Origin of the sequence: Kitasatospora sp. NPDC127111 (assembly GCF_042677465.1) — a bacterium.
Lineage (GTDB): Bacteria > Actinomycetota > Actinomycetes > Streptomycetales > Streptomycetaceae > Kitasatospora.
The window spans coordinates 77716-103783 of the sequence record NZ_JBHXTG010000018.1 but is presented as its reverse complement, the minus strand read 5'-3'; the positions used below and the strand labels follow the sequence as shown (position 1 = coordinate 103783).

The 26068-nt window shown below is 75.2% G+C and carries 24 protein-coding genes; 12 read left to right on the top strand and 12 right to left on the bottom strand.

Annotated features, from left to right (window positions below; all coding sequences use genetic code 11):
- Positions 1–260: 260 nt before the first annotated feature.
- From ACFVHB_RS14530 to ACFVHB_RS14515, 4 genes are all read left to right on the top strand, one after another.
- Entirely contained in the window at positions 261–1022 is a 762-nt protein-coding gene (locus tag ACFVHB_RS14530; RefSeq protein ID WP_380320482.1) for a DeoR/GlpR family DNA-binding transcription regulator, read from the top strand.
- Positions 1019–1963 (top strand): 1-phosphofructokinase, encoded by a 945-nt coding sequence (gene pfkB / locus ACFVHB_RS14525; protein WP_380320479.1) that lies wholly within the window; start codon positions 1019–1021, stop codon positions 1961–1963. Before ACFVHB_RS14530 ends, pfkB begins: the two co-directional genes overlap by 4 nt.
- A gap of 105 nt (positions 1964–2068) precedes the next feature.
- Positions 2069–4132 (top strand): fructose-specific PTS transporter subunit EIIC, encoded by a 2064-nt coding sequence (locus ACFVHB_RS14520; RefSeq protein ID WP_380320477.1) that lies wholly within the window; start codon positions 2069–2071, stop codon positions 4130–4132.
- Between the two features lie 239 nt (positions 4133–4371).
- On the top strand, positions 4372–4878 hold the full coding sequence (locus ACFVHB_RS14515; RefSeq protein ID WP_380320474.1) for a DinB family protein: 507 nt from the start codon (positions 4372–4374) through the stop codon (positions 4876–4878).
- 146 nt (positions 4879–5024) lie between these two features.
- Here the strand turns inward: ACFVHB_RS14515 and ACFVHB_RS14510 are convergent, their stop codons facing one another.
- The 3 genes from ACFVHB_RS14510 to ACFVHB_RS14500 all read right to left on the bottom strand — a co-directional run bounded on the left by ACFVHB_RS14510 (position 5025) and on the right by ACFVHB_RS14500 (position 8353).
- On the bottom strand, positions 5025–5540 hold the full coding sequence (locus ACFVHB_RS14510; protein ID WP_380320471.1) for an ATP-binding protein: 516 nt from the start codon (positions 5538–5540) through the stop codon (positions 5025–5027).
- Positions 5541–5651: 111 nt separating this feature from the next.
- Positions 5652–7364 carry a CehA/McbA family metallohydrolase gene (locus tag ACFVHB_RS14505; RefSeq protein WP_380320468.1) on the bottom strand — a complete coding sequence of 571 codons (1713 nt, stop codon included), beginning with the start codon at positions 7362–7364 and terminating at the stop codon, positions 5652–5654.
- 137 nt (positions 7365–7501) lie between these two features.
- On the bottom strand, positions 7502–8353 hold the full coding sequence (locus ACFVHB_RS14500) for an SMP-30/gluconolactonase/LRE family protein (protein WP_380320465.1): 852 nt from the start codon (positions 8351–8353) through the stop codon (positions 7502–7504).
- Positions 8354–8463: 110 nt separating this feature from the next.
- Between ACFVHB_RS14500 and ACFVHB_RS14495 the strand changes: the two genes are divergently transcribed.
- Entirely contained in the window at positions 8464–9450 is a 987-nt protein-coding gene (locus ACFVHB_RS14495) for a polysaccharide deacetylase family protein (RefSeq protein WP_380320462.1), read from the top strand.
- Positions 9451–9514: 64 nt separating this feature from the next.
- Here ACFVHB_RS14495 and ACFVHB_RS14490 read toward each other — a convergent pair whose 3' ends face one another.
- From ACFVHB_RS14490 to ACFVHB_RS14470, 5 genes are all read right to left on the bottom strand, one after another.
- On the bottom strand, positions 9515–9979 hold the full coding sequence (locus tag ACFVHB_RS14490) for a protease inhibitor I42 family protein (RefSeq protein ID WP_380320459.1): 465 nt from the start codon (positions 9977–9979) through the stop codon (positions 9515–9517).
- Positions 9976–10347 carry a hypothetical protein gene (locus ACFVHB_RS14485; RefSeq protein ID WP_380320456.1) on the bottom strand — a complete coding sequence of 124 codons (372 nt, stop codon included), beginning with the start codon at positions 10345–10347 and terminating at the stop codon, positions 9976–9978. Before ACFVHB_RS14485 ends, ACFVHB_RS14490 begins: the two co-directional genes overlap by 4 nt.
- A 25-nt stretch (positions 10348–10372) precedes the next feature.
- Complete coding sequence (locus ACFVHB_RS14480; protein WP_380320453.1) at positions 10373–11956, bottom strand: peptidoglycan-binding protein; 1584 nt, start codon at positions 11954–11956, stop codon at positions 10373–10375.
- Between the two features lie 3 nt (positions 11957–11959).
- Complete coding sequence (locus ACFVHB_RS14475) at positions 11960–12271, bottom strand: WXG100 family type VII secretion target (RefSeq protein ID WP_380320450.1); 312 nt, start codon at positions 12269–12271, stop codon at positions 11960–11962.
- Positions 12272–12445: 174 nt separating this feature from the next.
- Positions 12446–12658: a hypothetical protein gene (locus ACFVHB_RS14470; protein ID WP_380320447.1), complete on the bottom strand. Its 213-nt coding sequence runs from the start codon at positions 12656–12658 to the stop codon at positions 12446–12448.
- Positions 12659–12932: 274 nt separating this feature from the next.
- Between ACFVHB_RS14470 and ACFVHB_RS14465 the strand changes: the two genes are divergently transcribed.
- Both ACFVHB_RS14465 and ACFVHB_RS14460 read left to right on the top strand, forming a co-directional pair.
- Positions 12933–13451 (top strand): cysteine/serine endopeptidase inhibitor, encoded by a 519-nt coding sequence (locus ACFVHB_RS14465; RefSeq protein ID WP_380320444.1) that lies wholly within the window; start codon positions 12933–12935, stop codon positions 13449–13451.
- A gap of 440 nt (positions 13452–13891) precedes the next feature.
- Positions 13892–15307, top strand: a complete 1416-nt coding sequence (locus ACFVHB_RS14460; RefSeq protein WP_380320441.1) for an NAD(P)/FAD-dependent oxidoreductase — start codon at positions 13892–13894, stop codon at positions 15305–15307.
- A 142-nt stretch (positions 15308–15449) separates the two neighbouring features.
- On the opposite strand, the gene ACFVHB_RS14455 is transcribed toward ACFVHB_RS14460, so the two are convergent.
- A complete protein-coding gene (locus ACFVHB_RS14455) occupies positions 15450–16184 on the bottom strand; it encodes a flavodoxin family protein (RefSeq protein WP_380320438.1) in 735 nt (244 codons plus the stop codon).
- Between the two features lie 163 nt (positions 16185–16347).
- On the opposite strand from ACFVHB_RS14455, the gene ACFVHB_RS14450 reads away from it, so the two are divergent.
- The 4 genes from ACFVHB_RS14450 to ACFVHB_RS14435 all read left to right on the top strand — a co-directional run bounded on the left by ACFVHB_RS14450 (position 16348) and on the right by ACFVHB_RS14435 (position 20217).
- Positions 16348–17244 carry a LysR substrate-binding domain-containing protein gene (locus ACFVHB_RS14450; protein ID WP_380320519.1) on the top strand — a complete coding sequence of 299 codons (897 nt, stop codon included), beginning with the start codon at positions 16348–16350 and terminating at the stop codon, positions 17242–17244.
- A gap of 809 nt (positions 17245–18053) precedes the next feature.
- Positions 18054–19049, top strand: a complete 996-nt coding sequence (locus ACFVHB_RS14445; RefSeq protein WP_380320435.1) for a DUF6528 family protein — start codon at positions 18054–18056, stop codon at positions 19047–19049.
- 305 nt (positions 19050–19354) lie between these two features.
- Complete coding sequence (locus tag ACFVHB_RS14440) at positions 19355–19684, top strand: hypothetical protein (protein WP_380320432.1); 330 nt, start codon at positions 19355–19357, stop codon at positions 19682–19684.
- Positions 19681–20217, top strand: a complete 537-nt coding sequence (locus ACFVHB_RS14435) for an acyl-CoA thioesterase (protein ID WP_380320429.1) — start codon at positions 19681–19683, stop codon at positions 20215–20217. The genes ACFVHB_RS14440 and ACFVHB_RS14435 overlap by 4 nt, the downstream gene beginning before the upstream one ends.
- Positions 20218–20509: 292 nt before the next feature.
- Here the strand turns inward: ACFVHB_RS14435 and ACFVHB_RS14430 are convergent, their stop codons facing one another.
- Positions 20510–21178, bottom strand: coding sequence for an NADPH-dependent F420 reductase (locus ACFVHB_RS14430; RefSeq protein ID WP_380320426.1), 669 nt, complete (start codon positions 21176–21178; stop codon positions 20510–20512).
- A 133-nt stretch (positions 21179–21311) separates the two neighbouring features.
- On the opposite strand from ACFVHB_RS14430, the gene ACFVHB_RS14425 reads away from it, so the two are divergent.
- Positions 21312–21668 (top strand): winged helix-turn-helix transcriptional regulator, encoded by a 357-nt coding sequence (locus ACFVHB_RS14425; protein ID WP_380320517.1) that lies wholly within the window; start codon positions 21312–21314, stop codon positions 21666–21668.
- 259 nt (positions 21669–21927) lie between these two features.
- On the opposite strand, the gene ACFVHB_RS14420 is transcribed toward ACFVHB_RS14425, so the two are convergent.
- Positions 21928–22872 (bottom strand): ROK family protein, encoded by a 945-nt coding sequence (locus ACFVHB_RS14420; RefSeq protein ID WP_380320423.1) that lies wholly within the window; start codon positions 22870–22872, stop codon positions 21928–21930.
- Positions 22873–22999: 127 nt separating this feature from the next.
- Positions 23000–26050 (bottom strand): alpha-mannosidase, encoded by a 3051-nt coding sequence (locus ACFVHB_RS14415; RefSeq protein WP_380320420.1) that lies wholly within the window; start codon positions 26048–26050, stop codon positions 23000–23002.
- Positions 26051–26068: the final 18 nt, after the last annotated feature.

Below are 26068 nucleotides of genomic sequence, written 5' to 3'. Positions count from 1 at the left end.
GCGATCCGGGGGCGGGGGCGCGGGAGCCGGGCCGGGGTGTGTGGTTTCACGCCCGTGAACCTGTGGTTTCGATTGGTTCTACGCCTGGTTGTGTGGCGATGTCAACAGATTCGGGCAATCCGATCCCCAGAAACGGGCACCGGCTTCCGAATGGGCCCGGATCTGCCCGGATTCGCCTCCTAGCGCTTGCTTTTCGAGCCGGGGGGCGTAAGGTCGGGCCTGACCAGGCGTAAACAGACATGAAACGGACCTGATCCCACATGTACGCACCCGAGCGGCAGCAACAGATCCTCCGCCTCGCCCAGGAGCGCGGCCGGGTCGACGTGCCCGCGCTCGCCGAGGACTTCGGTGTCACGCAGGAGACCATCCGGCGGGACCTCAGCGCCCTCGACCGCGCCGGACTGCTGCACCGGGTGCACGGCGGGGCGCTGCCGGTCGGCGCGCTGCACCTGGAGCCCGGGCTGGCCGAGCGGGACTCCACCGCCGCCGTCGAGAAGGAGCGGATCGCCAGGGCCGCGCTCGCCCTGCTGCCCACCGAGGGCAGCGTGCTGCTGGACGCGGGCACCACCGTGTCCCGGCTGGCCGCCCTGCTGCCCGTCGACTCCACCCTCACCGTCGTCACCAACGCCCTCCCCGTCGCCGCCCGCCTGGCCGACCACCCCGGCCTCGCGCTGCACCTGGTCGGCGGCCGGCTGCGCCACCGCACCCAGGCCGCGGTGGACGCCTGGGCCCTGCGCGACCTCGCCGACGTCCACGCGGACGTCGCGGTCGTCGCCACCAACGGCTTCGCCGTGGAGGGCGGGCTGTCCACGCCGGACCTCGCCGAGGCGGCCGTCAAACGCGCCATGCTCACCGGCGCCCGCCGGGTGGTGCTGGTCGCCGACTCCTCCAAGTACGGGGTCCGCCACTTCGCCCGGTTCGGCTCGCTCGACCAGGTCGACGTGCTGGTCACGGACACTGGACTGACCGACGAGCAGACCGCAGAGATCGAGAACCACGGACCGGAAGTCATCCGCGCATGATCGTCACCATCACCCCGAACCCGAGCCTCGACCGCACCTACGAGGTGGCGGACCTGGCCCTCGGCGAGGTCCACCGGGCCACCACCGACCGGCTCGACCCGGGCGGCAAGGGCGTCAACGTCTCCCGCGCGCTCACCGCCGCCGGCCACCGCACCACGGCCGTGCTCCCGCTCGGCGGCCCCTCCGGCCGGCTGCTCGCCGAACTGCTGCGCGGCCAGGGCATCGACGCCGCGCCGGTGGCGATCTCCGGCGACACCCGGATCAACGTCTCGATCGTCGAGGACGGCGGCCGCCTGACCAAGGTCAACGCCCGGGGCCCGGAGCTCACCGCCGCGGAGTCGGCCGCCCTGCTCGCCGTGGTCGGGCAGGACTTCACCGGCCCCGACGTCGACTGGCTGGCCTGCTGCGGCAGCCTGCCGCGCGGCCTGGCGCCCGAGTGGTACGCCGAACTGGTCGCCCAGGTGCACTCCGGCGGCGCCCGGATCGCCCTGGACACCTCGGGCCCGGCGCTGCTCGCCGCCCTCGCCGCCCGCCCCGACGTGGTGAAGCCCAACCGCGAGGAGCTCGCCGAAGCCGTCGGCCGCCCGATCGCCACCGTCGGCGACGCCGTCGACGCGGCCGGCGAACTGCGCAAGCTCGGCGCCCAGCAGGTGCTCGCCAGCCTCGGCGCCGACGGCATGCTGCTCCTCGCCGAGGAGGGCAGCTGGTTCGGCACCGCGCCGGTGGTGGCGGTCCGCAGCGACGTGGGAGCCGGCGACGCCTCGCTGGCCGGCTTCCTCGGCGCCGGCGGCAGCGGCCCCGGCGCCCTCGCGGCGGCCCTGGCGCACGGCGCCGCGGCCGTCCAACTGCCGGGGAGCGTCATGCCGACCCCGGCCCACCTGAACTCGGCCGCGGTGGCCGTGACGGCGGACATCCCGCTGGAACGGGCACTGCGCGGCTGAACCGGGGCGCCCGTCCGCGTGGGAACGACTCGCGTGGGAACGGACGGGCGCACCTCCCGGGGGCACCGCAAAGCACAGGCACCCTCAGTCGAAGGACCGAAGACGATGAACGACACCGGCGGACTGATCACACCCGCGCTCGTCGATCTCTACCTCGCCCCCGAGGAGAAGAGCGAGGCCCTGCGCGCCCTCGCCCAGCGGCTGGTCGCCGAGGGCCGGGTCACCGACCTCGACGGCTTCCTCGCCGACATCGCCGCCCGCGAGGCCCAGGCGCCGACCGGACTCGGCGACGGCATCGGGATCCCGCACTGCCGCTCGGCGCACGTCACCAGACCCAGCCTGGCCTTCGGGCGCAGCGCCCGGGGCGTGGACTTCGACGCGCCGGACGGGCGGCCGGCCGACCTGGTCTTCATGATCGCCGCACCGGACGGCGCGGACGACGACCACCTGCGGATCCTGGCGGGGCTGGCCCGGCGGCTGATGGACCCGGTGTTCACCGGAGCCCTGCGCGAGGCCACCGACCCGAGCTCGGTCGCCGCGCTGGTCAACGGTGACGAGACGGCGCCGCCGCCCGGGCCGGCCGTCGTTCCCGCGCCGGCCGTCGTTCCCGCGCCGGCCGCCGGACCGGCGCCGGAGGCTCCCGGCCACGGCGGGCTGCGGCTGGTCGCGGTGACCTCCTGCCCGACCGGGATCGCGCACACCTACATGGCCGCCAAGGCCCTGGAGCAGGCGGCGGCCCGGGCGGGCGCGGAGATCCTGGTGGAGACCCAGGGATCGGCGGGCTCCACCCCGCTCGACCCGGCCGTGATCGCCGCCGCCGACGCGGTGATCCTCGCCCACGACGTGGAGGTCCGGGACCGGGCGCGGTTCGCCGGCAAGCCGACCGTGGACGTCGGGGTGAAGGCCGGCGTCAACCGGGCGGACGAGCTGGTCGCCGAGGCGGCCCGGCTGGCCGCCCAGGCCGGGCCGGGCACCGTGGCAGCGGGCACCGCCGCCCCGAGCACCGTCGCGCCGGTCGCGGGGTCGGCCGGCCCGGGGGACTCGCGGAGGACGAACGAGCACTGGGCCTCGCGCCTGCGCAAGTACCTGATGACCGGCGTCAGTTACATGATCCCGTTCGTCGCGGCCGGCGGTCTGCTGATCGCCCTCGGCTTCGCGATCGGCGGCTACGGGATCGCCTCCGCGCCCTCCGTGCTCGGGCACTTCGACTGGACCTCCTCGCACAGCTGGGCGGCGCTGCTGTTCCAGACCGGCAAGACGTCCTTCGGTTTCCTGGTGCCGATCCTGTCCGGCTACATCGCCTACGCCGTCGCGGACCGCGCGGCCCTGGCCGCCGGCGTCGTCGGCGGCGCGGTGGCCGTGGCGGTGGGCGCCGGGTTCCTCGGCGGCATCGTCTCCGGCCTGGCCGCCGGCTTCCTGGTGCTCTGGATGGTGCGCTGGCGGGTGCCGCGGGCGATCGCCGGCATCATGCCGGTGGTGGTGATCCCGCTGCTCTCGGTCGCGGCCGTCGGCCTGCTGATGTTCGTCCTGGTCGGCTCGCCGATCGCCACCGCGATGAACGGCCTGACCGACTGGCTGAACGGGCTGTCCGGCACCAACGCCGTCCTGCTGGGCGTGCTGCTCGGCGCCATGATGGCCTTCGACATGGGCGGCCCGCTCAACAAGGTCGCGTACACCTTCGCCGCGGGCGCGCTGACCGCCGCCGGTTCGACCCCGGACGCGGGCAGCCTCAAGGTGATGGCCGCCGTGATGGCCGCGGGCATGACCCCGCCGCTCGGCCTGGCCCTGGCGACCGTGGTCCGGAGTCGGCTCTTCACCCGCGAGGAGCGGGAGAACGGCAAGGCCGCCTGGGTGCTCGGCGCCTCCTTCATCACCGAGGGCGCGATCCCGTTCGCGGCGGCCGACCCGCTGCGGGTCATCCCGGCCGGGATGGCGGGCAGCATGGTCACCGGCGGTCTGACGATGGCCTTCGGCTCCACCCTGCGCGCCCCGCACGGCGGGATCTGGGTGCTGCCGCTGATCGGGAGTCCGGTCCTGTACGTGGTCGCGATCGCGGCCGGCACGGTGGTCACGGCCGGGACGGTCATCGTCCTCAAGGGCCTGCGCAGGCCCGCCCCGGCGGCGACGGAGGAGGCATCCGTCCCGGAGGCCACGCTGGTCGCGGCCTGACACCCGCCACTCGCGGAGGCCTGACACCCGCCACCCGCGGAGACCGTCCGTGAGGACCGTCCGCGGAGACCGTCCGCGGAGACCGCCCGTGGGGACCGACGCCCGGTCCCCGCGGGCGGTTCCTCGCGCGGCGGTGCCGCCCGGGCCGTCGGCCCGCCGGCCCGGACTCCGGCGACTAGGGTTCCGACGGGGCGGCGGGGCCGTGGGGCACCCGCCGACGAGGAACAGGGGAGACCGACATGACCACCGAACGGATCGCGCCGCCGCTGACCGGGGGCGAGCGCGAGATGCTGCGCGCCTTCCTCGACTTCCACCGGGCCACGCTGGCGGTGAAGTGCGACGGCCTGACCGACGAGCAGCTGCGGCTGCGGTCCAGCCCGCCGTCCACGCTGTCGCTGCTCGGGCTGGTCCGGCACATGGCCGAGGTCGAGCGGACGTGGTTCCGCCGGGTCATCAACAAGGAGGACATCGCCCTCGTCTGGTCGCCGGAGGGCGACTTCCAGGCCGCTTACGACGCGACCGGCGCCGACCGCGCCGAGGCGTTCGCGGCCTGGCAGGAGGAGGTCGAGCACGCCCGGCGGATCGAACGGGAGGCGGCGTCGCTGGACGTGACCGGCTACATGCCGAGGTGGGAGTCGGACGTCTCGCTGCGGCTGGTGATGCTGCACCTGATCCACGAGTACGCCCGGCACAACGGGCACGCCGACTTCCTGCGCGAGGCGATCGACGGCGAGGTGGGCGCGTAGGACCGCCCGTCGGGGGAGGGGCGGCCCGGGGAGTTCCGCCGTACGGGCGCCGGGTTCGCCCCCCTCCCGTCCGGTCCGGGCCGCTCACGCCGGCCCAGCCGGGCCGCTCACCCCAGCCGGGCCGCTCACCCCAGCCGGGCCGCTCCTCACCAGCCCAGCAGGAACGCCCGCTGCGCCAGCCCGGCCAGGACGGCCCCGGCCGTCGCCTCCGGCGCCGCCGGCCCGGCGTCCACGGCGTGCCGCTCCAGCGGGCCCAGCGCGCCGAGCCCGGCCGGGGCCTCCGGCGAGCGCAGCAGCACGTAGTGGAGCGCCGCCCCCGTGGTGCGGCTCTCCCGGCGGAACGCGTCCAGGGCCGCGGGCGGCACCGCCGCCTCGACCACCACCTGGTACCCGCCGGTCGCGAACGCGAACGCGGCCTGGGCGGTGGCCGCCAGGGCCGTCGTGTTCTGCCGCTGCGCCTCCGGCAGGTGGGGCGGGACGTACCCCTGCCGGACGGCCCGCTGGAAGTCGTCCGCCCGCAGGTGGACGCTCGGGTGGAGGGCGTCGGCCAGCAGGGACGCGACCGTGCCGCTCCCGGTCCCCGTCGGGTCGGCGAGGACGACGACGCCGCCGGCGCCCCGGCCGCCCCCGAGCTCCGGCCCACCTACGGTCGTACGGTTCACAGCTGCTGATCCCTTCGCGGGCCGGGGACGGACGGGGTCGGGGCAGGAGCGGGCCCGAGTACGGACAGCCGAGCGCCTCGCCTGTACGACTAACTGCTGTCGGAGATCAACCTAGTCCACGGCGGCGCCCCGAGTCGTCCCCCACCGGTCCTCGGACCGCTCCTCGGACCGCTCCTCGGACTGGTGCTCGGGCGGGTGCTCGGGCTGGTCATCGGAGGGGGCCTCGGAGTGCTCGGCCGGTCCCCCCGCCGCCTCCCCCTCCACGCGCAGCACGATCGGGTTGGTGAGCGCCGCCATCGGACCCCATGGCAGCTCGGGGCCCATCGCGTTGCCCCGGCCCGGTGAGCCGTCGGCCCGGGGGTGGCGGACCTCGGCCCGGACGAAGGCGGCCAGCGAGGCCGTCGTCCGCCAGACCACGGTGCCCGTGCCGTCGGCGGGCAGGGACTCCTGGTGCAGCTGCCCCTCGTCGGTGAGGAAGCGGACCGTCCCGCCCGGCACGCCGGACACGTCGAGCCGGACGTCCACCGGCGCGTCCGCGGGGACGGTGAGCCGTTCGCCGATGCCCGCCTGCCGGCCGTGCCCGGTGGCGGTGAACTCCAAGCGGACGGCGGCCGATTCGGCCAGCCAGCTGCGGCCGGCCCGGAGGCCGTCGAGGACCGCGTCGCGGGTGAGGTCCTCGGCCTTGACGACGGTGTGCGGCGAGCCGATCACCTGCGGGGCGCTGTGCGCGTCGCTGTTGCCCACGGCCGGCAGCCAGGACCGCCCCTCCCGCAGGGCGACCGCGAGCTGCGCGTCCCAGGTGTCGACGGCCGACTCGTCGTCGTACGTCCAGGGCCCGTTCCAGACCTCGACCGCGTCGGCTTCCCCGTACCCGAACTTCCACTGGCAGGCGACGTACGGGCAGTACGGGTGCGCGGGCACCACCAGGCCGCCCTGGCGGCGGACCTCCCGGGCGAAGCGCGGGAACGCCCCGTCGCGCGAACGGTAGCGCCAGTCGACGAACCGTCCCGGCCGCAGGCCGAGCGCCAGCCAGTGCCCGTTGCGGGTGGTGACCTCCTCGCCGAGCACGATCAGCAGGTCCGGGCCGGCCAGCGGCCCCCAGACCCCGTGCGAGGAGCTGGTGTTGTGGTCCGTCGACACGATGAAGTCCAGCCCGGCGGCCCGTGCGCCGGCCGCCACCTCCTCGGGCAGCCGGCGGCCGTCGGAGTGCACGGTGTGCAGGTGGCAGTCGCCCCGGTACCAGGCGCGCCCGCGCCCGCGGGCCCGCTCCGGCGGGTACGACGGGGTGAACTCCGGCCCCGGCGCGCCGAACCGGAGCGTGACCGTCACGTGGTAGTCGAGCCCCTGCGGCGCCACCTGGTACGGGCCCAGGACGACGTGCCACCGGCCCGGGCGGATGGGGCCGGGGAGGTAGCCGGGCGTGGCCCGGTCGCGGGCGACCGTGAACTCGGTGCGGAACCCGCCCGACCAGCCGCGGAAGCCGCGCCCGCCGAGGCCGGTGCCGCGTTCGTCGAAGAGGCCGACGTCGCAGGAGTTGCCGGGGGTGCCGGCGGGCACGGGCGGCTTGTCGTAGCCGTAGGAGACGGCGATCTCCCGGACGCCGTCCGGGACTTCGAACGGCAGGTAGGCGAAGTCCGGCGCGCCGGTGGGGAGATGGCCGGTGAGCGTGATGATCCGGTCGGGCGCGGGCTCCGCCGCGTGGGCCGGACCGGCGCCGGACGCCAGGCCGAGGGCGGTCACGGCGCCGGTGGCCAGGCCGGTCCGCAGGAGGTCGCGGCGGTCGAACTGCGGGTGCTCGTCGGCTGGTTGGTCGCTGGCGGTCATCGATGGCCTCCGGTCGGGGGCGGCGGCGGGGCGGGCTCCCGGCCGGCTCGCCCGCGTCCCTACCCGCGCCGGTGAACCCGCGGTGAGCCGGGCCCCACCGGCGTGCGGCGGAACGGGGAAGGGGCCTGGGGGAGCTGTCAGGCCCGGGGGACGTCGACCGGCACGGCCAGTACCTGACCCGTTCGGGTGCCCTCCGGGGTCGGCCACTCGGCGGCGGTCAGGAAGAGCGTCCGGCCGTCCGGGCCGCCGAGCGCGCAGGAGAAGCAGCCCCGGTCGAGCGGGATCCGCCGCACCACCTCACCGCCCTCGCGCACCCGGACGCAGCAGCGGCCCGGGACGTCGGCGAACCAGACCGCGCCCTCCGCGTCCAGGCTGATCCCGTCCGGCGCCGACCCGGGGACCTCCGCCCAGACCCGCCGGTCGGTCAGGCCGCCGTCGGGCGCGATGGTGAACGCCGTGAGCCGGCCGGCGTACGACTCGGCGACGATCAGTGTGGTGCCGTCCCCGGCCACCGCCATGCCGTTGGGGAAGGCCAGCCCCGCCGCCACCGGCCGGACGGCGCCGGCCGGCGTGACCAGGGCGATCAGCCCCGGCCCGGGTGCCTCACCGCCCATCAGGTCGAACCCGATGCCGTTGACGTACGCGTTGCCGCGCCGGTGGTCCACGACCACCTCGTTCCACGGCCGGTCACGCACCGGCCGCAGGTCCGCGAACGGCGCGAGCGTGCCGTCCGCCTCCCGGCGCAGCAGCCGGCGGTCGCCGCCGGCCACCACCAGGAGCCGGCCGTCCGGTGCGGGCAGCCAGTCGATGCAGAACGGGAACGAGGGGACCCGCTCGACCACGGTGGGGCTGCCGTCGGCGTCGACGGTGAGGAGTTCCCGCGCGCCCCAGTCGCAGACCCAGAGCCGGCCGTCGTGCCAGCGGGGGGACTCGCCGAGGACGAGGCCGGTGAGGAGCGGGGACGGGGCGGGTGCGGAGGCGTCGGGCATGGGGTGCTCCCTGGGCGGGGGTGCCGGGACCGGGTGGGGTTGCGGCGGGTGACGATCGATCGGTTCATGGAAACAGATGATCGGAACGTCCGAAATGCGTGGAGGTGGGCATGTCGCTGAGTCGGCGGACCCTGCTGCTGGCGGCGGCGGGCAGCGCCCTGGCGGGATGCCGGGCGGCCGCGAAGCCCGCCGAACGGGTGACGGGGGCGGTGCCGGCCGCTCCGGTGCCGGCCGTTCCCCCGCCGAGCGGCGGCCCCGCTTCGTCGCCGACCACCGGCCCCCCTGCCTCACCGACCGCCGCCGCCTCCTCACCGACCGCCGGTCCTGAACCGGTGGCCGCGACCGCTGTCCCCGGCGGCCCCGGCCCGGCCCCCGCCCCCGGCGCGCCGATCGGCCGGGCCGAGGTGCTGGCCCGGTACCGGGGCGTCGAGCCGGCCCGGTGGGGCCTGGACGTCTCCGGTGTGACCAGCGAGCTGCCACCCGGGCAGCGGGCCACCGCGCTCACCTTCGACGCCTGCGGAGGCTCCGGCGGCTCGGGCTACGACGCCGGCCTGATCGACCTCCTGCGCGCCCACGACGTGCCCGCCACCCTGTTCCTCAACGCCCGCTGGATCGACGCCAATCCGGCCGAGTTCGAGAGTCTGGCCGGCGACCCGCTGTTCGAGATCGGCAACCACGGCACGCTCCACCGCCCGCTCTCCGTCACCGGTCGCTCCGCCTACGGCATCGCCGGCACCGGCGACGTCGGCGAGGCGTACGACGAGGTCGCCGGCAACCTCGCCAAGCTCACCGCCCTGCTCGGCCGCCCGCCCCGGTTCTTCCGCTCCGGCACCGCCCACTACGACGACGTCGCCACCCGGATCGCCGCCGACCTCGGCCAGCAGGTCGCCGGCTTCACCGTCAACGCCGACGGCGGCGCCACCTTCACCTCCGCCCAGGTCCGCGCGGAGCTCGACGCCACCCCGCCCGGGGCCATCGTGATCGCCCACCTCAACCACCCGGCCGGCGGCACCGCCCCCGGCTTCGCCGCCGCCCTCCCGTCCCTCCTGGCCGCGGGCCGCCGCTTCGCCCGCCTGTCGGACGTCCTCCCGGGCTGAGCGGACGCACGTGGGGGCGGCCTGTGGCAGGCCGCCCCCACGTGGTGCGCTCGACGGGTCCGCGCTACCCCCGGACCTCCACGGTGACGCGGCGGTCCACCTGGTCGGGCGCCAGGTCGGCCGGGGGTGCGATCGCGCCGCCCGCGTAGCGGTTGTGCAGGGCGATCTCCGTACGGCCGGGGCCGTTCGCGCGGAAGACGAAGTAGTGGCGGCCGCCCGAACCGAACACGCCCACGTCGGACTTCTCGAGGAGGTGGAGGTTCCCGACGTACTCGTCGGCCGACGCCTGGACCGTGGCCGGGTCGGGGCCCGGCGTGGCCACCGTCCAGTGGTCGCCCCAGGCCGGGTGCTCGTCGATCTCGATCGAGAAGAGCTGACCGGGCGTGACGGTGAGCTGTCCCGAGGAGGCGGTGAACACCTTGCCGTGGTCCAGCTTGCCGCTCGTCAGCAGGTGGACGCCCACCGCGCCCGCCGCGAGGACGACGACCAGCGCGCCGGCCACCGTCAGCAGCAGCCGCCGGCGCGTCACGAGGCACCCGCCCGGTTGGTGACCCGCAGCGCCAGCACGGCCGCGACCGCGTCCAGCCAGCGGGCGACCAGCAGATCGTCCGACGGGTCCCGGACGACCATCGCGGCCGCCTCCAGCCACCCGCGGGCCGCCGCGGCCGCCGGGCCCGGCAGCGGCTCGGGCAGGGCCGCCGCGTAGCGGGTGCCGCCGGCCTTGACCACCTCGCCGAGGAAGACCACGGCGCGCGGCAGCACGCCCAGCCGGTCGGCGGTGATGGCCGCGGCCACCGCGCCGTCCCCGAACAGGGCCGAGCGGTGCGCCCCCTCCGACGGCAGGCCGAAGCGCAGCAGGATCTCGATGTCGAGCGCGGCCAGCTGGTCGTCGCTCATGGACTGCGGAGTGCTCACAGCGGCCTCACTTGGGGAGCTGGACGTGGTCGGCGATGGGCATGTTGCCACCGGCGGCGGCGCCCTCCATGTGGTTGTTGACGAAGTCGCTCTCGCTGACCCAGACGGTGTAGCCCCAGGGGTTGTAGATCTCCAACTGGTCGCCGCGGTGCCCGATGATCATCATCTGGTGGCCGTCCGCCCGGATCCAGGTGTCCTCCTTGACGCCCACCGGCACCGGCTTGCCCTGGTCCACCGCCGCCTCGACCTGCGCCAGGACGTTGCGGCGCTGTTCGGCGCCCTCCAGGTCCACGGTGTGGTACTCGGCGCCGGTGTGCTTGGCGATCTCGTCGTTCGCCATGTCCTTGGACTCGTAGTCGTACCTACCGCCCGCGATCCAGTTGTGCCACGTCCCCTCCGAGTCGTAGACCCGGTTCGTCTCCTTGTCCCAACGCTCCTTCGCGGCCTGCCCGTTGTCGTACTTCGGGTCGCCGGGGTGGCCGCCGGTGGTCAGTTGGAACGCGAACAGCGGGTCGACCATCGCCCGGGCGGTGACCGTGGAGGCGGCCACGCAGGTGGGGTGTTGGCCCTGGTCCCAGGCGACGCCCCCGTAACCGGTGCTCGCCTGCTCGGTCGACAGGGCGTTGAGCTGCACCGGGGATATCCGCTGGGCCAGCCAGTTCGGGTCGTCGCCGTGCTCGTGGATCTGCGCGCCGAAGGCCTTGACCTCCTCGTAGCCGTGCCCGGCGGCCAGCGCCTTCATCAGGTAGGCGCGCTCCTCGGGGGACTTCGCGCCGGCCAGCAGCTCGTCGAAGCGGGCCCGGTCCGCGTCGCTCATCTTGTCCATGAACTGGCCCGCCCGCGTCACGTCGTTGGCGGTGAGGATCTGGCCGGCCCGGTCGCTGCCCAGGAGGGAGGCGTCGACGAGGACCAGCTTGTCGGCCGCGCCCAGCCCCTTGTTCTTGAACTTGCCGGCCAGCGCCTTGCCCGCCAGCCCGTTCAGCTCGCGGGCCGCGGCGCGACCGGCCTCCTCGGCCTTCACGGCCGCGTCGTGCATCGACTTGATGCCGTCCTTGGCCTTGGCGTGCGCCGAGTGCATCTTGTCGTCGTCCCAGTGCACCGGATCGGGCGCGCCGGAGACGGTGATGTCGTGCAGCAGCTTCAGGGCCTCCCGCAGCGGGGCGTCGCCCTGGCCGTGCAGGGACTGCGCCTCCCGCAGGGCGCCCGCCAGCGCCTTGAGGTGGTCGTGGCCCTTGGCCAGGGTCTCCCGGCACCGCTGCAGGTCGTCGGCGGAGGCCCGGACCACCTCGACGGCCTTCTCGCCGACCTGGCCGGTCCAGGCCTCCGGGAGCCGCTCGGACGCGGTCCGGGCCACCTCCAGCTGGACCTGGTCGAGCTGACTGCCCGCGTTGTGGTAGGCGGCGGCCAGTTCGCCCAGCTTGCCGGGATCGCCCTTGGGCGCGTCCAGCTGCAGGGCGTCGTGCACCGCGTACTTGAGGTCGCCGGCGCCCCACATGCCGTGCGACTCGTCGATCGTCTTCTTGAGCCGCTCGACCTGGGCCCGGTGGCTGCCGGGGTCGATGCCGAGCGGGTGCGCGTCGTGGTCGGGCATCGGTCACCGCCCCTGGAGGTGCTGGGAGATCTTGCCGTCCACGCCGCTGTAGTTGGCGGAGGTCTTCCGGACCTTGTCGCCGAGGTCGTGCAGGGCGTCGGTGTTGACACCCAGCTCGTCCTGCCAGGCCGACCAGAAGGCCTTGGCCGCCTCGGGCGCGCCGTACGGCCCGAAGGTGTCCTCGCCGGACATGGTGAGCCGGCCCAGCGTGTCGCGGACGGTCCCCACGTCGTTGCCCGCGTTGGTCAGCTTGTCGGCGGCCGAGTCCAGCTTCTCCGGGTGGGCGGTGAAGCCCACCCCCGAGTCGTCGCTCATTCGTTCATCCCCCGTATCGTTCACGGCCCGTCAAAAGGCCGCCCGACAGCATAGCCGCAGTTCGGAGGGGTCTGACCGCTTCGGGACGGGGGAGTTCGGACGCTTCACCGCGCGCACACAGGAACGTCTCCGGACCGGCACCGGCCGGGTGGAACCGTACGGGCCGGGCGGGCTCTAGTGCCCCAGCAGGCGGGCGAAGTCGAGCCCCAGGGTGCCGAGTACGGGCAGTGCGCCGAGATCGGTGATCGCGCCGACCGGAATGCTGTAGCCCTGGTTCACCTCGCGCGGGGAGGCGGCGGTGGCGGTGCCGGTGCCGGCCAGGACGGCGGCGCCGAGGAGGGCGGTGGTGAGGGCGGCGCTGAGGGCGGTGCGAAGTGCGGGGTGCACGGGGCCTCCTGGGGTATGGGTGGTGCCCTGACAACGCGCCGGCGGTCGTGCGGTCACGTATCGTCCCGCCTTCGGCCGCTTTCGTAAAGCATCTTCACTTGTGTTCATGACAACACATCAAAGGTCTGGACCTCATTCGCCGGTCCGGCATAGCGTCCTTTCCGGGCGGGCCCATCAGGGCCGAACTCCAGTGCATCCCACGTGACTTGGCCGATGCCCGGAGTTCGCCGCGCGCCGGACGGCGCCCACGCCCACCGACAACCGGAGGGGAACCATGCGAGTCGTCAAGGACCTCAGGAGTCTCAGGAACCTCAGTAGCCGCAGGAGCGCCAGGATCCTGGCCGGCGCGCCGCTCGCCGCCGCCGCGCTGGTCGCACTGACGGCGGGCACGGCGAGCGCCGCGATACCCATCAACAAGCCGATGAGCGGCAAGGCCACCTACTACAACGACGCCGGCTTCGGTGCCTGCGGCACCCAGATCAACGCCGCCTCGCAGCTGCTGGTCGCCGTCCCGCACGCCTGGTGGACGGCCGCCAACCCGAACAACGACCCGCTCTGCAAGGGGATTTCGGTCAAGGTGACGTACCAGGGCAAGACCGTCACCGTCCCGGTCAAGGACAAGTGTCCGTCCTGCGACGCCACCCACCTCGACCTCAGCCAGCCCGCCTTCGCCCGGCTCGCCCCGCTCGACAAGGGCGTGATCAACGGTCTCACCTGGCAGTTCGTGAAGACCGGCTTCGCCGGCGAGACGATCCCGCTCTCCGCTCCCGTCGAGGGCTCGACGGTCGGCTGACGCGGCCGCCCCGGACGCGCGACCCCGCGCGCGGGGGCGGCGACGGCGGGCGGCGACGGCGGGGGGGCGCCGGCGCCCCCACCCGCCGTCGCCGCCCGCGGCCCGTCGAACCTTCCTCGCCGCGGGCGAGCGCGAGCACCTCGTGGCCGGCGGCGACCAGCGCGCGGGTCGGCGGTCGGCCGATCACGCCGTTGGCACCGGCGAGCAGAACCCTCATCGTGCGCTCCAGGACTCGTTCGTTCGTCGAAGGACGGACGGAGGACGGACGGAGGACGGCGCGGCCCGCGCGGGCGTGACGGTGATCCGCGTCACGGCCTCGGGGCCTGACACTGTGCACGGGCGGCCCGCCCGTTCCTGGCAGCATGTCGGTGGTCCGGGCGCGGGGCCGGGCGTAGCGTCCGGGGGAAACGGGGAGATCATCGAGCGAAGGCAGGTTTCCCGTGGCACGCAACGGTGACGACACCCCGGCCGTCAACGGCGGTGTGTCGTTCTGGTACGCGGAGAGCGGGCTGCCCGAGCCCCGGGCGGCCCTGGCGGGCGACGCGGACGCCGACGTCTGCATCGTCGGTGGCGGGTACACCGGGCTCTGGACGGCGTACCACCTGAAGAAGGCCGACCCCGGGCTGCGGATCACCCTGCTGGAGCGCCGGTTCTGCGGGTACGGTGCCTCCGGGCGCAACGGCGGCTGGCTGTACAACGGCTTCGCCGGGCGGTCCGCCTTCGCCCGCCGCCACGGCCCCGGCCCGGCCGCCGCGATGCAGCGCGAGATGGACCGGGCGGTCGGCGAGGTCGCCGACACCGTCGCCGCCGAGGGCATCGACGCGGACCTCGTCCGCGGCGGCGTCCTGGAGGTCGCCCGCACCCCCGCCCAGCTGGCCCGGCTGCGGGAGTTCGCCGCGGCCGAGGCGGCCTACGGCCCGGACCGCGTCCAACTGCTCACGGCCCGGGAGACCGCCGACCGGATCCGGATCGCCGGCGCCCTCGGCGGCACCTGGACCTCGTACGGTGCGCGGATCCAGCCCGCCAAGCTGGCCCGCGGACTCGCGCGGGTGGTGGCCGGCCTCGGCGTGCGGATCCACGAACAGAGCGAGGTCACCGCCGTCCACCCGGCCGAACCGGGCCGGTCCCGCGCCCGCGCCGTCACCCCCCACGGCACGGTCACCGCCGACCACGTGCTGCGCGCCACCGAGGGCTTCACCGCCGGGCTGCGCGGCGAGCGGCGCACCTGGCTGCCGATGAACTCGGCGATGATCGCCACCGAGCCGCTGCCGCCGTCCTTCTGGGAACAGGCCGGCTGGGCGGGCCGCGAGGTGCTCGGCGACTTCGCGCACGCCTACATGTACGCGCAGCGCACCGCCGACGACCGGATCGCGCTCGGCGGGCGCGGCGTCCCCTACCGCTACGGCTCGCGCACCGACGCGGACGGCGGCACCCAGCCGGCCACCGTCCGCCAGCTCCGGGCGGTCCTCGACAGCTTCTTCCCCGGCGCGGCGGACGCCCGGATCGACCACGCCTGGGCGGGCGTGCTCGGCGTCCCGCGCGACTGGTGCGCCACGGTCGAACTCGACCGGCGGACCGGGCTCGGCTGGGCCGGCGGCTACGTCGGCAGCGGCGTCACCACCGCCAACCTGGCCGGCCGCACCCTCCGCGACCTCGTCCTCGGCCACGACACCGGACTCACCCGGCTGCCCTGGGTGGGCCACACCGTCCGCCGCTGGGAGCCGGAACCGCTGCGCTGGTTCGGCGTGCACGCCCTCTACGCCGCGTACCACGCCGCCGACCGCCAGGAGTCCACCGGCCGGCCCACCACCTCGCCGATCGCCCGCCTCGCGGACCTGGTCTCGGGGCGGAACTGAGGGGGTGGGGGTGGGGCGCTGGGCGGTGCGGGCCGGGACTGCGGTCCGCCCCTGAGCGGTCAGGTGCCGGTCGGGGCGGGTCGGGGCCGGTCCGGGCCGGTCAGGTGCCGGTCGGGGCCGGTCCGGGCCGGTCAGGTGCCGGTCAGGCGCCGGTCAGCGCCGCCGGTGCGCCGTCCGTCTCCCGGAGGGAGGCCGACAGCGCGCGGGCCTCGTGTTCGGTCATCCGGGAGGTGTCGTACGGCACGGCGTTGACCCAACGCTGGGTCAGCCGGGCGATCCGCTCGCCGTACCGCTCCGCGGTGATCAGGTCGCCGCGCGATCCGGCCCGCTCCGGCCCCTGGTCGGCGTGGCTCTGGCTCATCAGCCCCAGCCACGAGCCCAGCCGGTTCACGTCGTCGCGGCTGCCACCGCTCCAGTTGTTGCCCGGCATGTCGCCCACGCCGATCCACTGCATGCCCAGCTGCGCGGCGAAGACCGCCAACTGCTCCAGGACCGCCAGCTTGTCGCCGCTCTGCGAGGCGGACATGGTGAACCCTCCGGCCAGCTTGTCCTTCCACGCCTGCGTCGTGAACGGCGTGAACGCCGCCTCCATGAACGCCTTGAACACCGCCGACACGCTGCCCATCAGCGTCGGGCAGCCGAGGACGATCGCATCGGAGCGGTCGAGCAGCGCCAGCACCTCCGCGTCGTGCCAACGGCCCGCGACGACGTCCTCGGGCCGGACCTCGACGAGATGCACCCGGGCGCCCGGCACCCCCCGCGCCCCGTCGGCGAGGTGCTCGGCCAGGACCCGGGTGTGCCCGTGCACCGAGTGGTAGACCACCGTGACCGTGACCACCGGCGCATCCTGCTCGCGAACGACGTCCTTGACTGTCATGCCTGTTCACCACTTCCGATCGCGGGCCCCGGCTCGTTCCGGTCGTGGGGCCCTTGCTTGCCCAGCCATCACACCCCGGGCACGGCACGGCATCAACGCCGAACTCCGACACGCAGCGATCGGTCGCACCGATCGATCGCGTTAGCCTGGTCCGGTGGACAGGATGGAACTGGAAGCGTTCGTCGCGGTCGCGGAAGAGCTCCACTTCGGCCGCGCCGCCGCGCGGCTGCACCGGGGGCAACCCACCGTCAGCGACGCCGTCAGGCGGCTGGAGAGCACCCTCGGCGGGCGGCTGTTCCACCGCACCAGCCGCCGGGTGTCACTGACCGACCTCGGTGAGGCGCTGCTGCCCGACGCCCGCGACGCGCTGGCGCGGCTGCGCCGCTTCCAGCAGCGCGGACGCTCCCTGGCCGCCGGTGAGCGGACCCGCACCACCCTCGTCGTCGCCCACGCCGAATACACCGGCCACCAACTGCTGTTGCGGTGCCTGCCGCAACTGCGCGACCGGTTCCCCGATGTGACGATCGTTCCGGAGGCCATGCCGACCACGGCCCAGCTCACCGCGCTGCGGGCGGGGACGATCGGGCTGGGCATCGGCTGGGCGACCGACGACCTCACGGGCGTACGCGCGCGGCTGCTGTCCACCGAGAGGTTCGTCGCCCTCGTACCCGCGGCCCACCCCCTCGCCGGGCACACCGAGTTGAGCGCGTCCGAACTCTCCACCACGGGCCTGCTCACCTGGCCCCACCAGATCAACAGCGGTCTCTGCGACCGCCTCCTGTCCGCCTTCGAGATCGGCGGAGCCGACCTGCGCATCATCAGGACCGCCGACAGCGTGCACGCCATCGCCGCTCACGTCGCCGCGGGGACGGGCATCGGCATCACCGTCGCGTCCGCACTCGACCACCAGCCGCCCGGCCTGCGGACCATTCCCCTCGCCGGCCCCTCGACCACGGCGGACCAGGTCGTCCTCACCCCCGCCGAGCCGTCGGACACCGCCACGGCGCTGCGCGACCTGCTGCTGCGCGCCTCGGCGGAGGCGTCCGCCACCGGCCACTGACCGGGGGAAGGCTCGTGCCGGTGTGCCGGGGGCTGGGGACCGGGGGCCGGGGGCTGGGGGCGGGGATTGAGGGCTGGGGGCAGGGGGGTCGGGGTGTCAGGGCTTGGCCGGGGTGGGCGTGCCACGTCGCGGACCCGGACCCGAAGGGGCGGCGGTTCGGCGTCGTGCGCCCACGGGTCGTCACCGTCCGGGCGGTCCACCTCGCGGCCCTCGGTGCGGGGCACGACGCCCGGCAGGTCGTCCGCCGGGAAGGCCGCGACGATCGGCGTGAGCTCCGCGGACGGCACGTGCGCACCGCCGAACGGCAGCTCGGTGCGGCGCGGCACGGAGCCGGTCGAGCAGCGCAGCCGGCCGGCCTGCCTGTGGTGCCAGACGTAGCGGGTCGCCGCTCCGGAGTGGCCGGAGGCGTGCACCCGGGCGCGCGGGGCTTCGGCCGTTCGTTCGAAGGCGGCCGCCACTGCTGATGCCGTGAGCGGGCGCCGGTCCTCGTCGTCGGTGCAAGGGCCTGTCCGGCGAGATCGGCCGGACGGGCGCTGGGTCACCAGGTGTTGGTCTCGATCTCCTGCTGGGGCAGTCTGCCGGTCGGGCCGCGGCGGCGTCGCACCGGCCGGCGTCGGATCGGGCCGGTGCCGGATCGGCCGGCGGCGGGTCGGGGTCCGCCGACTGGGCCGGGTGGGGGCGGAGCGCGTGGGCCGGGCGGGGTGCTGTGGCCGGTCGTCCGGGCGCGCCCGCCGGCCGCGCGGCCCGCCGCCCCGCACGGTGGACCGGGGACCGGGGACCGAGGACCGGACGGCGGAGAGGCAGGGTCCATGCGCGGGCTGCGGTCGGCACGGATGGCGCGGGCGGCGCTGGTGGCGGTGGTGCTGGTCGGACTCGGCGTGCCGACCGCCCCGGCCGGGGCGGTGCGGCCGGGCTGGGCGGTCGCGGTGGTGGACCAGGTCTCGCGCCGCGTCCTCGTCCTGCGGAGCTCCGAGGAGCCGACGGCCCACCGGCACCCGGACCGGCTGCCGGTGGTGTGGTCCTGGAGCGCGGACCGGGCGCCGGACCTCGCCGACCTGGCCCCGGCCCGCACCTGGTCGATGCCGGACGAGGCGAAGAGCCGGACCAGGGCCGGCCGGCGCCACCTGCTCACCACCGCCTCCGGCGGACTGGCCGCCGTCGTCGACACCGCGACCGGCGGCGCCTACTGGGCCACCGACACCGGCCGCGCCGCCAACCCGCACAGCGTGGAGCTGCTCCCGGACGGGAACGTCGCCGTCGCGGCCAGCACCGGAGGCTGGGTCCGGCTCTACACCGCCTCGCAGGGCCCGCGCAGCACCGGGTACGCCGAGTACCGGCTGCCCGGCGCGCACGGCGTCCACTGGGACGGGCGCACCGGGCTGCTCTGGGCGGTGGGAGACGACCTGCTGACCGCCCTGCGGGTGGGCGGCACGCCGGCGGTGCCCGTCCTCACCGTCGTCCGCAGCGTCGCGCTGCCGGAGTCCGGCGGGCACGACCTGGCGCCGGTCCTGGCCGCGCCCGGCCGGTTCTGGGTGAGCACCGCCACCCACCTGTGGCAGTACGACCCGGCGGGCGGCCGGTTCACCCGGGTGCGGCTCGGCGGGGAGGCGGCCGAGCGCGACCTCAAGAGCGTCGGCGACGAGCCCGGCACCGGCCGGCTGCTCACCGCCGCCCCCGACCACGCCGGGGCCTGTTCCTGGTGCACCTCGGTGCTCACGCTCCACCGCCCGGGCGGCGTCCGCGTGTTGCCGGGCACGCAGGTGTACAAGGCGCGCTGGTGGCCGAGTTGGGGCGACACCCGCTGAACGTGGCGCGCGCCGGGGCGGTCGCCGGCGGGCCGCCGAGCGGTGCGGACGCCGTGCCGCCGAACGGTCCCGGCCGCGTGGCGGTGCCGCCACGCCGGGCGCATTCGGCTGATGCGGCAGATTTTATGCCCCGCCCAACTACTCCAATGGTGGGCAGTTTCCCGTCCGCCCGCGTAAACCGGCGAATGCCGTGGCCGGGCTGGGATAGCGTCCGTCGTACCGGGGGGTTACGCGATCCGCGTCCGAACCAGCTCCGGTGAATTCGAACGAATCAGACAATGCCGTACCATTTTCGGGAGAAAACCTTGCGCAATTGCCTTTCGGAAATCCGGCCCGACGCGGTGGACGATCTGCGGCTCGCGGTGGACTCGTTCACGGCGTTCCCGGCCCGGGGCGGGGCCGGCCTCGACGGCGTCGACGTCCGCGAGCGCCTGGCGGCGGTGGCCGAGCTGTGCCGCGCCGTCGACGGGGTGCTCGACAGCCTGGTCGTCCAGGCCGCCGCCGAAGCCGCCGAGGAGGGCTGGACCGCCGCCCGGATGGCCGCCGAACACGCCGTCTACTACGCCAGGTTGCAGCGGGCGCTGCTGCCCTCCGCGGCCGGCGGCCGGGGCGACGCCGGGCTGAAGAAGCAGTGAGCGCGCCGAACCCGAACGCGCATGTCCTGACCTGCCCCACCCGGTGGAGCGACGTCGACGAGAACGGGCACATCAACAACGTCCGGCTGGTCTCGTACGTCCAGGAGGGGATCTACGACCTGTTCCGCCACCACGCGGTCGCCGTCCGGGAATCCCTTTTCCCGTCCGGATTCATCATCGCCCGGCACGAGATCGATTACCTGGAGCAGCTCCACCACCGGCCGGAACCATTGCTGGTACGAGTGACCGTGGAACGGCTGGGCCGCAGTTCCGCCCACGTCGAGGTGAATGTCTGCCGCGATCCGCTCACCTATATGCGGGCGCGCACCGTGGTGGTCGCCCGCGACCGGGAATCCGGTCGTTCCCGCCGGCTCAGCCAGTCCGAGCGCCGGTTCCTGGAGTCGTTCGCGCCGGGCGGGGCCCCGGCCGAGCCGTTGCCCCCGGCGCCGCCGCAGCGGGTACCGGTGAAGGCCCCGCGCGCCGCCGTCCCGGCCCACCGCGTCCGCCGACGCTGCCGCGCCTCGGCGCACTGACGGAGGCGGTGGCGATGCCGGCACCGACGACGCTGCCGGCATCAGCGGTCCGACCACGAGCCCACGACACCCAGCCGCGATGACACCCAGCGGCGCCGCAACCCAGCCGCTTCGAGATCCAGTACGGACAGCAGAGGAGTCGGTCACGCCGCCGGCGGCAACGGAGCCGCCCAGGCCCACCGACACCGGGGCTCCGCCCGGCCCGGCGGAGCCCCACGGAGCCCGGTCGTCCCCCGGGCCCGCCTGACGGCTCCCGCCGGGCCGTGCGGGCCCCGACCCCGGCGCCGGAACGTCAGCGGTGGTCGTCGTCCACGGCGCCGGGGGCCAGCGCGGGAGCCGGGAAGACGTGGCGGGCCTCGGCTCCGGACCACCAGACGCCGATCGCGAACACGGCCGCCGCCTCCAGCAGCCCCGCCCGGTCCAGGCCGCCGCAGGGCAGCGGCGTACCGCCCGTGGAGGTGACGAGCTCCGCCACCAGCGCCGCGGCCGACGGATCGTCGGTGCAGAACGGGACGGCCAGCGGCGCGCCCTCGAACACCGGCTTCGGCAAGGTCCAGATGCTCTCGTGGCAGACGCCGAACACCTTCACCACCCGGGCCCCCGGCGCGGCCGCGGCGAGCCGGGCCGCACCGGAGTCCCGTCCGCCCGCCGTGCTCAGGACCGGGCCGCCCGGTCCGGGCACCATCGGCACCGTGCAGTCCAGCACCGTCCGCCCGGCCAGCTCCGCGGCCAGGCTCCCCACCAGCCCGGCCGCGACGTCGGCGGGCACGGCGACCAGGACGGCCTCACCGAACCCCGCCGCGTCCACCAGCGCACCGCTGCGCGCACCGCCGGCCGCCACCGCGGCCCGGGACGCCGCCCCGGGATCGCGGCCGCCCACCAGGACTTCGTGCCCGGCCCGCACCCAGGCCCCGCCGAGGGCGACGGCCATCGCCCCGCTGCCGAGAACGCCGATCCGCATCGTCTGCTCCCCATCAAGTCGTGCCACGTCGTGAACGGCGAAACCGCCGCAGCCAGGACGGTAGGCGGGCCGAAACACACCATCCGGTAGGCATCGGCACGGCAGGATTGACCCCGTGGAAGAGACCGACGGGATGGGCGGGGACGTGTTCGCGGCGGACTGCCGTGCCCGGATCGCCTTCGAGGTACTGGCCAACCGCTGGGACAGCGTGGTGGTCCACGTCCTCGGCGAACAGGGCCCGATGCGGCCGCGGGCGATGCTGGCCCGCATCGGCGGGATCAGCCCCAAGGTGCTCAACGAGGCCCTGCGGCGGCTGGAGTACAACGGCCTGGTCGAACGCCACCGCTACGCCGAGGCCCCGCCCCGCGTCGACTACACCCTCACCGAGGCCGGCACCGCCCTCCTCGACCCGATCCGCGCCCTCGGCTCCTGGGCCGCCACCCACGCCGACACCGTCCTCGCCGCCCAGGCCCGCTTCGACGGGGCGTAGCCCCCGGGCGCCCTAGGCTGACGCGCATGGAGATGCGGGGGCGGAGCTACCGCTACGTCGGGCCCACCGAGTTGAGGGAACTGGTGCGGCCGGACGGCGCGGGGTGGCGGGTGAGGTCGGCGGCGGACTTCCGGGCATGGGTGTCCGGGCGGACGGCGGAGGAACTGGCCGAGCCGTTCACGTTCGTCGTCGATCCCGCCGCGGTCCTGCGGCTCGCGGCGCGGCGCAGCGAGCACGCGGTGTGTGCCGGCGGCGGGGGTCAGCGGCAGAGCGCGGCCGCGCCGATCAGGCCCGCGTCGGTGCCGAGTTCGGCGCGGCGGACGTCGAGGCCGCGGATGTACGGCAGTGCGGCGTACCGGTCGAGGTGGCGGGCGAGCGGGTCGAACAGGAGCGGGCCGGCGGTGGCGACCCCGCCGCCGATCACCACCCGGTCGAGGTCGACCAGGGCGGCGGTGGCGGCGATGCCGGCGGCCAGCGCCTGGGCGGCCCGGTCGAAGGAGGCCAGCGCGACCGGGTGGCCGGCCAGCGCGTCGGCCGCGACGGCGCGGGCCGAGCGGTCCTCGCCGGTCGGCCGCCAGCCCTCGGCGAGCGCCCGCCGGGCGATGGCGGTGCCGCTGGCGATGCCCTCCAGGCAGCCGCGCGAGCCGCACGGACACGGGTCGCCGTCGAGGTCGACGGTGATGTGGCCGAGGTGGCCGGCGTTGCCGCTCGGGCCCGGCCGGACGCCGCCGTCCAGCACCAGCCCGGCGCCGACGCCGGTCGAGACGACCAGACAGAGCGCGTTGTCGGCGTCCCGGGCCGCGCCGCGCCAGTGCTCGGCGGCGGCCATCGCGACGCCGTCGCCGGCCAGTGCCACCGGCAGCCCGGGCTCGGCCACGGCGGGGTGGGCGGCGACCTCGGTGACCAGCGGGAACGCGCGCCAGCCGGGGATGTTGACCGGGCTGACGGTGCCCTGTCCGAGGTCCACCGGGCCGGCGCTGCCGATGCCGACGGCGGTCACCGCCGCCCACTCGGGCGCCGCGGCGAGGTGGTCCAGCACCCGGTGCACCACGGCCAGCACCGCCGTGCCGGACTCCTGGGCGGGGGTGGTGAGTTGGATCCGGTGGGAGAGCGCCCCGCGGTGGTCGACGAGCGCTCCGGCGATCTTCGTCCCGCCGATGTCGACGGCGGCGAACAGCGGGGCGGCGGTGGGCGAGGCGGTCATCGCGGGGGCGCTCCAGGACGAAGGGGCGGGACGGGTCCGTCGGCCCCGGCGGGAGGGGCCGACGGACAGCGTAGGGCGTGTCTGACGATTCCCGCCGGGCGCCCGGCTTGTCAGACCCGCCCAGCGTTCACGCCCCGGGCGTCAGCCGCAGGGTGACCAGCTCGAAGGGCCGCAGCGCGAGCGTCACCCCGGCGCCGTCCGCCGCGATCTCGCCGCGGGTGCCGTCCCAGGGGCGTTCCAGCAGGTCGCAGGGCACCGCCCCGGCCAGCGGGAACGAGGTGGTGAGCCGACCCCGGGCGCGGCCGCCGTTCGCCTCGTAGACGCGCACGACCAGGTCGCCGCTGCCGTCGTCGGCCAGCTTGACCGCGCTCACCACGATCGCGTCCTCGTCCAGCTCCACCAGCGGCCGGACCGCCTCCACGGAGCCGGTGACGGTGCGCTCGGGCAGGCTGATCAGGTAGCCCTCGCGGACGGCGTCGGGGATCCCGGCGCCCGGTACCAGGGCGTGCCGGAACCGGTGCGTGCCCTGGTCGGTGCGCGGGTCGGGGAAGCGCGGCGCGCGCAGCAGCGAGAACCGCACCGTGGTGGTGGTGCCGCCGTCGTCCTCGCGGACGGTCCGGGTGACGTCGTGGCCGTAGGTGGAGGCGGTGACCAGTGCGACGCCCCAGCCGGGCTCGTCCAGGTGCACGAAGCGGTGGTTGCAGGCCTCGAACTTGGCCGCGTCCCAGCTGGTGTTGGTGTGGGTGGGCCGGTACAGGTGGCCGAACTGGGTCTCGGCGGCGTACCGCTCGGTGTGCACGTCCAGCGGGAAGGCCGCCTTGAGGAACTTCTCGGTCTCGTGCCAGTCCACCTCGGTGTCGATGTCCAGCCGCTTCGCGCCCGCGCGCAGGGTGAGCGTCTGGACCACCGTGGACGAGCCGAAGGAGCGGGCCACCCGGACGGCGGCCGCGTCCGGTGCGTCGGCGGCCACGGTGACCGAGTCCGCCCCGGTCAGGTCGGTGACGGTGTTGCGGTAGAACTCGTCGACGTCCCAGGCGTCCCACATGTTCGGGAAGTCCGGGTGCAGCTGGAGCAGGTTGGCGCGGGCGCCGGGCGCGACCGTCTCCCGGCCGGTGGCGAGGTCGACCGCCGAGACCACCAGGCCGTCGCCGTCCACGGTCACCGAGAGCAGCCCGTTGGCCAGTACGAAGCCGCCCTCCGCCCGTGCGGTGACCGAGCAGCCGGCACCCGCGGGGCCGGTGCCGCCGGGCCCGGCCGCGCCGGCCGGCACCCCGGCCCGGGCGTGCGGCGCCGCGTTGAACACCAGCTCGCGCCCGCCCGCGGCGTCCCCGGCCAGCGCCCGCTGCGCCCGGCCGATCAGCGCCTCCAGCTCCGCGGCGAGCCCCGCGTAGGTGGCCTCCGCCTCGCGGTGCACCCAGGCGATCGACGACCCGGGCAGGATGTCGTGGAACTGGTGCAGCAGCACCGTCTTCCAGATCCGGTCCAACTCCTCGTACGGGTAGGGAAGTCCGGTGCGCAGCGCGGCGGTGGCGCACCACAGCTCGGCCTCGCGCAGCAGGTTCTCGCTGCGGCGGTTGCCCTGCTTGGTCCGCGCCTGGCTGGTCAGCGTGGCCCGGTGCAACTCCAGGTACAACTCGCCGACCCAGACCGGCGGTTGCGGATATTCGGCCTGCGCCTTGGCGAAGAACTCGGCGGGCCGCTCCCAGCGGACGGTGGCCGAGCCCTCCAAGTCCCGCAGCCGGGCGGCCTTGGCGACCATCTCGCGCGTCGTACCGCCGCCGCCGTCGCCCCAGCCGGTCGGCGCGATCGAGTGCCGGGCGACCCCCTTGTCCCTGAAGTTCCGTGCCGCGTGGGCGATCTCGCTGCCCTTCATGGAGCAGTTGTAGGTGTCCACGGGCGGGAAGTGGGTGAAGATCCGCGTCCCGTCGATGCCCTCCCAGAGGAAGGTGTGGTGCGGGAACTTGTTGACCTGGCTCCACGAGATCTTCTGCGTGAGCAGCCACTTGGAGCCCGCGTTGCGGATGATCTGCGGCAGCCCGCCGGTGAAGCCGAAGGTGTCCGGCAGCCAGGCCTCCTGGTTCTCGACCCCGAACTCCTCCAGGAAGAACCGCTTGCCGTGGACGAACTGCCGGGCCATCGCCTCCGAGGAGGGCATGTTGGTGTCCGACTCCACCCACATGCCGCCGGCCGGCACGAACCGCCCGTCCGCGACGGCCTTCTTGACCCGCGCGTACACCTCGGGCCGGTGCTCCTTGATCCAGGCGTACTGCTGCGCCTGGGACATGGTGTAGACGAAGTCCGGCTCGTCCTCCAGCAGCGCCGTCATGTTGGCGGTGGTCCGGGCGACCTTGCGGACGGTTTCGCGCAGCGGCCAGAGCCAGGCCGAGTCGATGTGCGCGTGGCCGACCGCGCTGATCCGGTGCGCGGACGGCACGGCGGGCGCGGCCAGCACCCCGGCGAGCCGGGCGCGGGCCGCGGCGGCGGTGCCGTTGACGTCCTGCAGGTCGATCGCGTCGAGCGCCCGCTCCACCGCGCGCAGCACCTCCCAGCGCCGGGCGCCCTCGACCGGCAGTTCGGCCATCAGCTCGCCGAGCACCTCCAGGTCCATCACCAGCTGCCAGACCGTCTCGTCGAAGACGGCGAGGTCCATCCGCGCCAGCTCGTACCGGGGCTCGGACCCGGCGGTCTCCTTGTCGCCCAGCTCGGTGGGCAGGAAGGGGTGGTAGTCGAGGATGACCGGGTTGGAGGCGGCCTCGACGTGCAGCTCGACCCGCTCGCCGCCGGCCGCCGGGGCGGCGATCCGCACCCACTGGTTCTGCGGGTTGAGGCCCTTCACCGGGGTGCCGTCCGGGCGGTAGACCAGGCCCTCGCACTGGAAGCCGGGCATGTTGGCGTCGAAGCCGAGGTCGAGCAGCGCCTCGACCGTCCGCCCGGCCCACTCCGCGGGAACGGTGCCGGTCACGGTGATCCAGCTGGTGCCCCAGGGCGCGCCCCAGGCGTCGCCGACCGCGATCGGGGTGCGCGGCGCGGCCAGGCCCTCGGCGACGGGGACGGGCTCGCCGGGCGCCGTCCAGACCGACACCTCCAGCGGGACGGACGCGGGGTGCACCGCCGGGCGGATGCGCTCGTCCAGGACGCGCTTGAGGCGGGACTCGACCAGAGTGCGGTCATCGTGCATGTCAGCAGGCTCCGTTGC